A 10878-nucleotide genomic window follows, 5' to 3' on the forward strand; every position below is an offset into this window, starting at 1 on the left:
CCCTGGCCCCGTCCCCCTGGCCCGCCCTCTCAGAGGGCGGGCTTTTCGTGTGGCACCGATGATGTTTCTGGGTAAGGTTTTGCCGACAGCGTGTCGACATCCCACTTGACTTAGGTAAGCCTTACCAAAGAAAATCTGCCCGTACGGCGATGGTTCTCGTCCCCTCGGCACCGGAGACCTCATGGACTCGTTCTCGACGCTCATCCGCACCGCCTCGCACGAGCAGCACACGGAGGCGGAGACCACCACGTTCATGAGCGACCTGCTGGGCGGCAGGCTCGGCGTCGAGGCGTACGCGCGGTACACCGAGCAGCTGTGGTTCGTGTACGAGGCGCTGGAGAGCGCCGCTCCGGGCCTGGCCGGCGACCCGGTGGCGGGGCCGTTCGTCCAGCCCGAGCTGATGCGGCTGACCGCGCTGGAGCGCGACCTGGCGCATCTGCGGGGCGAGGGGTGGCGGTCGACGCTGACCGCCCTGCCGGCGACGGAGGCGTACGCGGCGCGGGTCGCCGAGTGCGCGCGTACCTGGCCGGGCGGATACGTCGCCCACCACTACACCCGCTACCTCGGCGACCTCTCCGGCGGCCAGATCATCCGCGACAGGGCGGAGAGGACCTGGGGCTTCGCCAGGAAGGGCGACGGCGTGCGCTTCTACGTCTTCGAGGACATCGCCAACCCGGCCGCGTTCAAGCGGGGGTACCGCGAGCTGCTCGACCGGGTGCGGGCGGACGACCTGGAGAAGCAGCGGATCATCGCGGAGTGCAAGCGGGCGTTCGCGCTCAACACCTCGGTGTTCCGGGCGCTGGGCGAGGAGTTCCCGCTCAGCGCGTGACACCTCCGGCGTGAGTGACTCCTAGCGTTCCAGGAACACCCGGCCTCCGATCTCCACCCAGCCCCCCGGCTGCGGTGCCGTGAGGATCTGCGAGCCCGCGCCCTGGGTGATGTTCAGGGCGCGGCCCAGCCGGTCCGTGAGGATCAGGGCGGCCGCTCCCGTTGCCTCGTCCTCGTCGATGCCGTCGTCGCGGCCGGGGAAGGCCCGGGCCCGGATACGGCCGGCGGCCTCGTCCTCCCAGGCCCAGGCGTAGATCCACTCCCCCGGTGGCGGAACGGGCAGGCCGTCGACCTCGGCCGCCGAACCGTACTGGCGGAACGTGCGCGGCGGGGCCCACTCGGCCCGCGCCTCGATCCAGCTGAACTCGCCGTCCAGGCGGGTGCCCACGACCCCGGCGGGGGTGACCAGTTCGGGTACGTCGAGGAGCCAGGCCGTCCCCACGCAGGGGTGCCCGGCGAAGGGCAGGCGCAGGGTGGGGGTGTAGATGTCGATGATCCCGCGCTCGGGGTCGTCGACGAACACGGTCTCGCTGAAGCCGAGTTTCGCCGCGAAGGCCTGCCGGTCGCTCCGCTCAGGCATGACCGAGCCGTCACGCACGACGCCCAGTTCGTTGCCGTATCCGCCGCTGGGGCCGCAGAAGACCCTCAGCACGTCGTAATCAGTCACCCGGGCATTGAAACATCACTCGAGCAGCGGTTCCTCCCAGGCGAGGGTCCGCCGGGGAGGGGCGGGGATCGACCGCCATGGAACGGAGGACCAAGTGACCGTACTGGACAAGCCGGTTGAGCCCCCAGGAGCCGACGGCTCGCGGACGGCCGGGGGCCGGGACGGCGGGCGCTCGCCGGCCGGCAGGCGCCGTACGACCCCGTATCTCCTCACCACCGGTCTCGTCCTCGCCCTCCTCGTGCTCGTCCCCGTGGCCGCCGGGATCGGGGCGTACCCCGTGCCCACCGGGGACGTCCTGTCCTCCGTGGCCCACCGCCTGGGGCTCGGCGGCGATGCGCTCGACCGCGTGCCCGAGTCGGTGCTGTGGAACGTACGGTTCCCCCGGATCGTGCTCGCCCTGCTGATCGGGGGCGCACTGGGGTGCGCGGGGGCGCTGATGCAGGGCGTGTTCGGGAATCCGCTGGCCGAGCCGGGGGTCATCGGAGTGTCCTCGGGTGCGGCGGTCGGCGCGGTCGCGGCCATCGCGCTGGGGATCGACTTTCTCGGGAACTGGACGGTCTCCGCGCTGGCGTTCGCCGCCGGGCTCGCCACCGTGCTGCTGGTGTACGCGATGTCGCGGTCCGGGGGCCGCACGGAGGTCGTGACGCTCATCCTCACCGGGATCGCCGTGAACGCCTTCGCGGGTGCCCTGATCGGCCTGTTCATCTTCTTCGCGGACACCGCCGCCGTGAACCAGATCGTGTTCTGGCAGCTCGGCTCGCTCGCCCAGGCCACCTGGCCGAAGGTGCTGGCCGTCCTGCCGTGCGCGGCCGTGGGACTGGTCGTGGCGCCGTTGTACGCGCGGAAGCTGGACCTGCTGGCCCTCGGTGAGCGTCCCGCGCGCCATCTGGGCGTGGATGTGGAGCGGCTGCGGATCGTCCTGGTGCTGGTGATAGCGCTGCTCACCGCCGCCGCGGTGAGCGTCTCGGGGATCATCGGCTTCGTCGGGCTGGTCGTGCCCCATCTGCTGCGCATGGCGGCCGGGCCCGGACACCGGTTCCTGATCCCGGGCAGCGCGCTCGCCGGCGCCCTCGTGCTGCTCGCGGCCGATCTCGGCGCCCGTACCGTCGCCGAGCCCGCCGAGCTGCCCATCGGCGTTCTCACCGCCCTGATCGGCAGCCCCTTCTTCTTCTGGCTGCTGCGCAGGACCCGCCGCAAGCAAGGGGGTTGGGCATGAAGTCGTCCGGTGGACCGTCGCTGTTCCCGGGGTTCTCGGGGTTTTCAGGGTTCCCGGGGTGTTCGGGGTTTTCGGGGCGCCTGCGCCGGAGGCCCGCTCCCCCGCCTCCGGCCGCCCCCGGTGACGTACTCGCCGAGACCGAGTCCCTTCATGTGCGGCTCGGCTCCCAGGACGTCCTCTCCGGTGTCGACGTCGCCGCCCGCGCGGGCGAGGTCCTCGCGCTCGTTGGGCCCAACGGGGCGGGGAAGTCGACCCTGCTGGCGGCCCTGGCCGCCGATCTGCGGCCCGCCTCCGGAGTCGTACGGGTCCACGGACGCGCGGCCGCCGACTGGTCCGCGCCCGAACTGGCCCTCCGACGCGCCGTGCTGCCCCAGTCGGCGGCGCTGTCGTTCCCGTTCACGGTCGAGGAGGTCGTACGGATGGGCCGGGCTCCCTGGGCGCACCGGCCCCACGGCCGGGACGAGGAGGACTCGGACGACACGGTCGTCGCCGAGGCGATGGCGGCGACCGAGGTCGGCGCGTTCGCGGCCCGCCCCTTCTCCGCGCTCAGCGGCGGGGAGCGCGCCCGGGTCGCGCTGGCGCGGGTGCTGGCCCAGCGGGCGCCACTGCTGCTGCTCGACGAGCCGACCGCCGCGCTGGACCTCAGGCACCAGGAGCTGGTGCTGCGGGTGTGCCGGGAGCGGGCGCGGGCCGGTGACGCGGTGGTCGTGGTGCTGCACGACCTGGGGCTCGCGGCGGCTTACGCGCACCGGGTCGCGGTCCTGCGCGCCGGGCGCATCGCGGCCGAGGGCGCGCCGGACGAGGTCTTCACGGACACGTTGTTGTCGGAGGTCTACCGGCAGCCGGTCGAGGTGTTCCCGCACCCGAGGACCGGCGGCGTCCTGATCACTCCGAAGCGGGACTCCTGAGCCATGCGCGGAGCCCTGGGGCGTACTCGAACCCTTGACCGGCACTTGACCTTTTGACCCCTACTTGACCGGATCATCACGGCTGTTTTGAGCCACCGTGATACGGCCGTGCTCGTACGCCCGCGACGAGAGGGGATTCACTGGATGCGCAGGTGGTGGTGAGGTAAGCCTCAGATAACTATGGGGAGCCCTCACCTTGCCTGTGTGTCCGCTGTGTCCTTCCTTGGAGCCGAAATGCGCCCCCTCAGATACTCCGTCGTCACCGCCGCCGCCACCGTGGCGGCCCTGACCGCCGTCACCGGCTGCACCGAGAAGAGCAGCGCCACGGACGGCGACGGCGTCATCGAGGTGACGGCCACCGACACCAAGTGCAAGGTGTCGAAGAAGGAGTTCCCAGCGGGGCACGTCGAACTCGACATCGAGAACAAGGGCTCGAAGGTCACCGAGGTCTACATCCTCTTCCCGGACGACCGTGTGGTCACCGAGCGCGAGAACATCGGCCCCGGGACCAAGCAGAAGGTCACGGCCGAGGTGAAGGCGGGCGAGTACCGGATCGCCTGCAAGCCGGGCATGAAGGGCGACGGCATCCGGCAGGACGTCACGGCCACCGGCACCGGGAAGGTCGCGAAGCGCGATCCGCGCCTGGACGAGGCCGTGGCCGCGTACCGCAAGTACGTCCAGACGCAGGCCGACGAGACGCTCCCCCTGGTGAAGGTCTTCACGGACGCGGTCAAGGACGGCGACATCGAGGCCGCGAAGAAGGCGTACGCGCCCTCCCGTATCGGCTGGGAGCGCACCGAGCCCGTCGCCGAGTCCTTCGGTGACATCGACCCGAAGGTCGACGTACGTGAGGACGGTCTGGAGGACGGCCGGACCGATGAAAACACAGAGGAGGACTGGACCGGCTGGCACCGCCTGGAGCGCTCCCTCTGGAAGGACGGCAAGCTCACCGCCCGCGACTTTGAGCTCGCCGACCAGCTGGTGAAGGACCTTCAGGACTGGCAGAACCGCGTCGGCAAGGCCGAGATCACCCCGACCTCCATGGCCAACGGTGCCAAGGAGCTCCTCGACGAGGTCGCCACTGGCAAGGTCACCGGCGAGGAGGAGCGCTACTCGCACACCGACCTCGTCGACTTCAAGGCGAACGTCGAGGGCGCCGAGGAGTCGTACGAGCTGCTGAAGCCGGTCGCCTCCGAGAACGACCCGGCGCTGACGAAGGAGCTGGACAAGCAGTTCGCGGCGCTGAACACGCTGCTCGACAAGTACCGCGCGGACAAGAACGGTTATGACTTCGTCTCGTACGACAAGGTCGGCAAGGACGAGCAGAAGGAGCTCTCGGACGCGGTGAACGCGCTCGCCGAGCCGCTCTCGCAGCTCGCCGCCGCGGTCGTGAAGTAGGCGATGGGTGAGGGCCGGCAGCCATGACGGACACCACTGAGAACAACACCATGAGCACCCCTGAGGACCACACCGCCGACCACAACTCCTCCAAGCCGTCCAGGCGTTCGCTGATCGGCTGGGGCGGGGCCGGGCTCGCGCTCGGTGCCGCCGCGGCCGGTGGCGCGGTGGCCGTGGCCCGCACCGGAGGCGACGCCGACCCGGCCGGTGCCGCGGCCGGCGGGCCGGTCGCCTTCCATGCCGCGCACCAGGCCGGTATCGCCACCCCGGTGCAGGACCGGCTGCACTTCGCCGCGTTCGACGTGAAGACGGACGACCGCGCCGAGTTCGCAACGATGCTCAAGGACTGGACGGCGGCCGCGCGGCGGATGACCGCCGGGAAGGCGGTCGGCGAGGGCGCGTACGGCGGACTGGCCGAGGCGCCGCCGGACGACACCGGTGAGGCGCTGGGCCTCAAGCCGTCGAGGCTGACCCTCACCATCGGTTTCGGGCCGTCGCTCTTCGGGAGGTTCGGGCTGGCGGACCGGCGGCCCGAGGCGCTCGTGGACCTCCCGCGGTTCGCGGGCGACAACCTCGACGGGGCCCGCAGCGGCGGCGACCTGTGCGTACAGGCGTGCGCGGACGACCCGCAGGTCGCGGTGCACGCGATCCGCAACCTGGCCCGTATCGGCTTCGGCAAGGTCTCCGTCCGCTGGTCCCAGCTCGGCTTCGGCAAGACCTCGTCCACGACTCCCGAGGCGCAGACCCCGCGCAACCTCATGGGCTTCAAGGACGGCACCCGCAATATCGCGGGCACCGAGACGGACAGGCTCAGGAAGTACGTGTGGGTGGCGGAGTCGGACGGACCGGACTGGATGACCGGCGGCTCGTACCTGGTGGCGCGGCGCATCCGGATGCACATCGAGCCCTGGGACCGCACCTCGCTGCAGGAGCAGGAGGACATCTTCGGCCGCGACAAGGGCGAGGGCGCACCCGTGGGCAAGGCGAAGGAGCGCGATGAGCCGTTCCTGAAGGCGATGCTGCCGGACGCGCACGTACGGCTCGCACACCCGGACTCCAACGGCGGGGCGACGATCCTGCGCCGCGGCTACTCCTTCACCGATGGCACGGACGGCCTCGGCCGTCTCGACGCGGGCCTGTTCTTCCTCGCGTACCAGCGGGACGTTCGCGAGGGCTTCATCCCGATCCAGCGCAACCTGGCCACGGACGCGCTGAACGAGTACATCCAGCACGTGGGTTCGGCGGTCTTCGCGGTTCCCCCGGGCGTCCGGGACGCGGACGACTGGTGGGGCCGGGCGCTGTTCTCCGCTTCCCCGACGGAGGGCTGACGCCGTGTTCGCGAACTATCTGATCGGTCTGCGCGAGGGCCTGGAGGCGAGCCTCGTCGTCTGCATCCTCGTCGCCTATCTGGTGAAGACCGGCCGCCGGGACGCGCTGAAGCCGATCTGGATCGGTATCGGTGTCGCGGTCGGGCTCGCCCTCGGCTTCGGCTGCGTACTGGAATTCGGCTCGCAGGAGCTGACGTTCCAGGCCCAGGAGGCGCTCGGCGGCTCCCTGTCGATCATCGCCGTGGGCCTGGTGACGTGGATGGTCTTCTGGATGCGCCGTACGGCCCGGCACCTGCGATCGGAGCTGCACGGCAGGCTGGACGCGGCCCTTCGGACGGGTACGGGCGCGCTCGTCGCCACGGCGTTCCTGGCGGTGGGACGCGAGGGCCTGGAGACGGCGCTCTTCGTCTGGGCTTCTGTGCGCGCGTCGAGCGACGGCACCCAAGGGCCGCTCATCGGCGTGCTGTCGGGCATCGCGACGGCGATCGTGCTCGGGTGGCTCTTCTACCGGGGCGCCCTGCGCATCAACCTCTCGAAGTTCTTCACCTGGACCGGTGGCATGCTGGTCGTGGTGGCGGCCGGCGTGCTCGCGTACGGCTTCCACGACCTCCAGGAGGCCGACTTCCTGCCGGGCCTGACGAACAAGGCGTTCGACATCAGCGACACCGTTGATCCGGGCAGCTGGTACGGCACGCTGCTGAAGGGCATCTTCAACTTCCAGCCCGATCCGACGGTTCTCCAGGTCACGGTCTGGCTCCTCTACCTGATCCCGACGCTCGCGATCTTCCTCGCCCCGGTAGGGTTCGCCTCCGGGAAGGGGAAGGTGAAGGAACCTGATGAGCAGGGATCGCGGGGTTCCGAGCCCTCAAAGGCTCGGTAGGTACGGCCGATTCGCCCTGGCAACCGCGTCGGTGACCGTTCTGTCCATGGCGGCGAGCGGGTGCGTGGTCGTCCACGGCGAGCGGGAGATACTTCCGGCGGCGACGCGGGCCGAGGCCGCCCGCGCGCTCAAGGACTTCACCTCCGCGTACAACAAGGCCGACAAGACGTACGACCGGTCGCAGGACGCGGACCGGGTGACCGGGGCGCTCGCCGACATCGACGGCGCGAAGCTGAAGGCGGGCAGCAAGAACAGCCCGGACGGGAACCCGTCGCACGCACCGCTGACGCTGACCGACGCGAAGTTCACGATCCCCGAGAAGGCGGGCTGGCCGCGCTGGTTCGTCGCGGACACGGCCGCCAACAAGGGTGCCAAGGACGCGCGTTGGCTGCTGGTGTTCACCCGGAGCGACGCCGACGACGTGTGGGCGGTCTCGTATCTGACGATCCTCGACGCCGACGACGTACCGACGTTCAAGACGGACGGGGACGGCTACGCACAGCCGGTCACGGCGGACGACGCGGCGCTGGCGATAGCGCCGGACGACCTGGGCGACGCGTACGCGACGTACCTGAGGTCGAAGCCCGCCGCCTCCGCCGCGGGCGAGGTCTTCGCACCCGGCACGTACACCTCCGAGTGGCGGGCCGGCCGCCGGAAGAACGCGAGGAAGCCCGGACTCGCCCGCCAGTACATCGACGAGCCGCTGACGAAGGGCGACTACGCCCCGGTCGGCCTGCGCACGACGGACGGCGGAGCGCTGGTCTTCTTCGCCACGCACCACTACGAGAAGCAGACGGCCGCCCCGGGGGTCGACCTCCCCGTCACCGACCCCAACGTCCAGGCGCTGCTGACCGGGGAGGTCAAGTCCTCGCTGACGCTGGAGCACGTCTCCAACCAGGCGGTGCTGGATCCGGCGAAGAACGCGTCGGACAAGCAGGTGAGGTTCCTGGGCCGGGTGGACGGGATGACGAAGGCGAAGGGCGAGTGAACGCCGGGAAGAGCGGGCTGCCGGGGCTTCTTGGCTTCTGAAGCCCTCGGGGGGGGCCGGCCGCCTTGCCGGTCCTGCCCTCGGCCTCGCCCTCGGCCTGGGCCTGCTGCGCGGCCTCGGCCGGCTGTTGCTGGGGTCTCAGCCCCTCAGGGGCCAGGCCGCCGTCGCGTGGTCCGGCTTCTCACCCGCGTACCGGGAGCACTCGTCGGTGAGGATCTCCAGCAGGCTGAGCGGATCGGGGAGCGGGTGCTCGGGGCCGCGCACCCACCACACGGCGAGGTCGTCGGGAAGCCGGGCGGGCGGTACGAGGACGTACGAACCCCGGCAGTGCCAGCGCAGCCCCGGATGCTCGTCCATGGTCTCGGGATGGCAGTCCAGCTCGCAGGGCCACCACTCGTCCTCGTCCTCGGGCGTACCGCGGGTGAGGGTGAAGAACAGCATGCGCCCGTCACCCGACTCGGCGACGGGACCCACCTCGATCCCGGAGGCGATGAGCCGCTCCAGCGCCTCGCGCCCGGCCTCCAGGGGCACGTCGAGGACGTCGTGCACCATGCCGGTGGCGGTGATGAAGTTGGCCTGCGGCTGGTGGCGGGCCCACCGCTCGATCTGGGCGCGGTCCGTCGTGGACTGCGTCTGCCAGGCGAAGGAGACGGGGTGGCGCGCGGGTGTGGGGCACCCGACGCGGTCGCACGAACACCGGTAACCGGAGGGGTACGCGGCCGGCGCGAGGGGCAGTCCCGTGGCGGCGGCGGCGAGCAACAGGGCCTCGCGTCCGCCGCCGTCGGTCTCGGGTTCGGTGCGGCGACCGCGCAGCCACTGGGAGATCCTGCCCTGCCTGCTCTGCCCGCCGGAGCGGCGGCCGAACTCAGCGCTCATCTATCCCCTCGCCTTGCTGTTGTGCGGACAGCATGCTCCATGGTCCCACCATCCTGCGGCGCGGGTGGCCGCAGGCCCCGTCCGGGGCGGGTGGGGCGATGCCGACTCCCGGCAGGGATCAAGGGCTATCGAGCGCTTTGCTGTGATTTGCCACCCTGTTGTGGGGTGTTGTACGGCGGCTGCGGTCGCCTTTGTCACACCTGGGTCACACCTTGGGGCACACCCGGCCCGGGTGATCGCCGGATCGGGGGTGGTGCCGGACCGGGGCGATGCCGGACCGGGAGGGGCTCAGCCGGGCTCAGCGGGGCGCCAGGCCGCCCAGGGCGTAGTCGACGAGGGTGTCCGTGTACGCGTACGTGATCGGCCCGGTGCGCTGGATCCAGCGCTGGGCGAGCGGCGCGACGAAGAGTTCGAGGGCGATACGCGGGTCGATGTCCGGGCGCACCTCGCCGGTCTCCTGCGCGGCCTCGAGTCTCCGCACATAGAGCTGGAGTTGGGGTTCGAGCAGACGGGCGATGACCTGTGCGCCGAACTGTTCGTTGACGACCCCCTCGGCGGTCAGGGCCCGGGACGGCGCCTCGAACCTCGGGTCCAGGAGCTCGTCGACCGTGAGGCGCAGGACGTTCTTGAGATCGGCGGCGAGGTCGCCGGTGTCCGGGATCCCGTACTCCGCCTGCTCCTCCGGCGCCGCCGCCTCGGCGAACTGCTCGCTCAGGTCGAGGAACGCCTCCAGCAGCACCTCCGCCTTCGAGGGCCACCACCGGTAGATGGTCTGCTTGCCGACTCCGGCGCGGGCGGCGATGCCCTCGATGGTCGTCTTCGTGTAACCGACCTCGCCGACGAGGGCGAGGGCGGCGTCATAGATGGCGCGGCGGGACTTCTCGCTGCGGCGTGTGGAGTCGGGGGCGGGCTTCTGGACCATGCGCCTCAATTTATCAGGTTGACAAGACGGAGCGTCTCGCCGCAGACTACCGGAGTAATTTGACGAGACGGTGCGTATCGTTTCGCGTAAGTGCCAAGGAAGGGACACACCATGACCCGAGGTGGAGCCGGAAACATGCTGGGAGTCGGCGGAACCCGCAGGAAGCTCAGTCACAAGGCCCTCCGTGGAGGGGGGCGTGGCGTCGGCAGCGGAGGTGGAGGCGGCCAGGATGCACAGGCGCAGAAACGGGAACTGCTGCGCAGGCTTCAGGAAGAGCGCGCGGGGAGGGCGACGCGGGACGGTACGGACGGGAAACGTTCGTAGGTCCGTCGCCTGTCGCCTCCGGCGGTTGGGCGGTACTCGTCTGCCGGGTTCCTGTCGGTGGCTGGGTGCGGGTTCGTCGTGGCCGGTCGCGCCGTTCCCCGCGCCCCTGGAAGCCTGGGGCGCACCCGGTACCGCAACTCGCCGCCACCACGACGCACCCGCACCCGCAGGCGCAGGCGCACCGATCCGCTCGGCCTCAGGCCTCCGGGACGGTCGCCGTCGGCTTTCCGCGCGCCAACCCCTTCAGCATCGCCATCCGCCCCGGCGTCGGATGCACGTCGTTCGGCCCCGCGTTGGCCATGACGAACCGCCAGGCCGCCCGCGGATCCAGCTCAAGTCCCGCGTACAACCGGCGGGGTTCGGTCGTCTCCACGACCGTCCCGTCGGCCGCGAGGCCCCACGAGTGCTGGCGCCACAGGTCGTCGTCCGACAGGGCGTAGCCGGTCGCCAGACCCGCCACCCGTTCCGACGCCCACAGCGCGGCGCTGTTGAGATGGCAGGAGTTGTCCTTCCCCTCCATCAGGGCCGCCGCCTCCCCCACCC

General features: G+C 70.9%; 12 protein-coding genes. 8 read left to right on the forward strand and 4 right to left on the reverse strand.

What is annotated here, in order from left to right:
• The first annotated feature begins 181 nt into the window (after positions 1-181).
• Positions 182-829: a biliverdin-producing heme oxygenase gene (locus tag FNH04_RS31890; protein ID WP_152789309.1), complete on the forward strand. Its 648-nt coding sequence runs from the start codon at positions 182-184 to the stop codon at positions 827-829.
• A gap of 21 nt (positions 830-850) precedes the next feature.
• Here the strand turns inward: FNH04_RS31890 and FNH04_RS31895 are convergent, their stop codons facing one another.
• A complete protein-coding gene (locus tag FNH04_RS31895; RefSeq protein ID WP_322724414.1) occupies positions 851-1495 on the reverse strand; it encodes a PhzF family phenazine biosynthesis protein in 645 nt (214 codons plus the stop codon).
• 94 nt (positions 1496-1589) lie between these two features.
• On the opposite strand from FNH04_RS31895, the gene FNH04_RS31900 reads away from it, so the two are divergent.
• From FNH04_RS31900 to FNH04_RS31925, 6 genes are all read left to right on the forward strand, one after another.
• Positions 1590-2711, forward strand: coding sequence for a FecCD family ABC transporter permease (locus FNH04_RS31900; protein ID WP_386575508.1), 1122 nt, complete (start codon positions 1590-1592; stop codon positions 2709-2711).
• The gene (locus FNH04_RS31905) at positions 2708-3619 is read left to right on the forward strand and encodes a heme ABC transporter ATP-binding protein (protein WP_152789311.1); all 912 of its coding nucleotides are present in this window, start codon (positions 2708-2710) and stop codon (positions 3617-3619) included. Before FNH04_RS31900 ends, FNH04_RS31905 begins: the two co-directional genes overlap by 4 nt.
• Positions 3620-3853: 234 nt before the next feature.
• A complete protein-coding gene (gene efeO, locus FNH04_RS31910) occupies positions 3854-5017 on the forward strand; it encodes an iron uptake system protein EfeO (RefSeq protein ID WP_152789313.1) in 1164 nt (387 codons plus the stop codon).
• 50 nt (positions 5018-5067) lie between these two features.
• The gene (efeB, locus tag FNH04_RS31915) at positions 5068-6345 is read left to right on the forward strand and encodes an iron uptake transporter deferrochelatase/peroxidase subunit (RefSeq protein WP_152789327.1); all 1278 of its coding nucleotides are present in this window, start codon (positions 5068-5070) and stop codon (positions 6343-6345) included.
• A gap of 4 nt (positions 6346-6349) precedes the next feature.
• Complete coding sequence (gene efeU, locus FNH04_RS31920; protein ID WP_322724415.1) at positions 6350-7225, forward strand: iron uptake transporter permease EfeU; 876 nt, start codon at positions 6350-6352, stop codon at positions 7223-7225.
• Positions 7182-8213 carry a hypothetical protein gene (locus FNH04_RS31925; protein ID WP_152789315.1) on the forward strand — a complete coding sequence of 344 codons (1032 nt, stop codon included), beginning with the start codon at positions 7182-7184 and terminating at the stop codon, positions 8211-8213. Before efeU ends, FNH04_RS31925 begins: the two co-directional genes overlap by 44 nt.
• Positions 8214-8351: 138 nt before the next feature.
• Here FNH04_RS31925 and FNH04_RS31930 read toward each other — a convergent pair whose 3' ends face one another.
• Positions 8352-9089, reverse strand: coding sequence for a bifunctional DNA primase/polymerase (locus tag FNH04_RS31930; RefSeq protein ID WP_152789317.1), 738 nt, complete (start codon positions 9087-9089; stop codon positions 8352-8354).
• Positions 9090-9387: 298 nt separating this feature from the next.
• Positions 9388-10011, reverse strand: a complete 624-nt coding sequence (locus FNH04_RS31935) for a TetR/AcrR family transcriptional regulator (RefSeq protein WP_152789319.1) — start codon at positions 10009-10011, stop codon at positions 9388-9390.
• 135 nt (positions 10012-10146) lie between these two features.
• Here FNH04_RS31935 and FNH04_RS48055 point away from each other — a divergent pair, with 135 nt between their 5' ends.
• Positions 10147-10335 carry a DUF6243 family protein gene (locus FNH04_RS48055; protein WP_152789331.1) on the forward strand — a complete coding sequence of 63 codons (189 nt, stop codon included), beginning with the start codon at positions 10147-10149 and terminating at the stop codon, positions 10333-10335.
• Positions 10336-10531: 196 nt separating this feature from the next.
• Here the strand turns inward: FNH04_RS48055 and FNH04_RS31945 are convergent.
• On the reverse strand, positions 10532-10878 hold a 347-nt coding region (locus FNH04_RS31945), incomplete at its 5' end, for a hypothetical protein (RefSeq protein ID WP_228031729.1).

Origin of the sequence: Streptomyces phyllanthi (assembly GCF_009377205.1) — a bacterium.
Lineage (GTDB): Bacteria > Actinomycetota > Actinomycetes > Streptomycetales > Streptomycetaceae > Streptomyces > Streptomyces phyllanthi.

Coding starts and splice junctions, on each gene's coding strand:
- FNH04_RS31905 (WP_152789311.1), top strand. CDS start 2,708: ATGAAGTCGTCCGGTGGACCGTCGCTGTTCCCGGGGTTCTCGGGGTTT.
- FNH04_RS31935 (WP_152789319.1), bottom strand. CDS start 10,011: ATGGTCCAGAAGCCCGCCCCCGACTCCACACGCCGCAGCGAGAAGTCC.
- FNH04_RS31930 (WP_152789317.1), bottom strand. CDS start 9,089: ATGAGCGCTGAGTTCGGCCGCCGCTCCGGCGGGCAGAGCAGGCAGGGC.
- efeO (WP_152789313.1), top strand. CDS start 3,854: ATGCGCCCCCTCAGATACTCCGTCGTCACCGCCGCCGCCACCGTGGCG.
- FNH04_RS31890 (WP_152789309.1), top strand. CDS start 182: ATGGACTCGTTCTCGACGCTCATCCGCACCGCCTCGCACGAGCAGCAC.
- FNH04_RS48055 (WP_152789331.1), top strand. CDS start 10,147: ATGCTGGGAGTCGGCGGAACCCGCAGGAAGCTCAGTCACAAGGCCCTC.
- efeB (WP_152789327.1), top strand. CDS start 5,068: ATGAGCACCCCTGAGGACCACACCGCCGACCACAACTCCTCCAAGCCG.
- FNH04_RS31925 (WP_152789315.1), top strand. CDS start 7,182: ATGAGCAGGGATCGCGGGGTTCCGAGCCCTCAAAGGCTCGGTAGGTAC.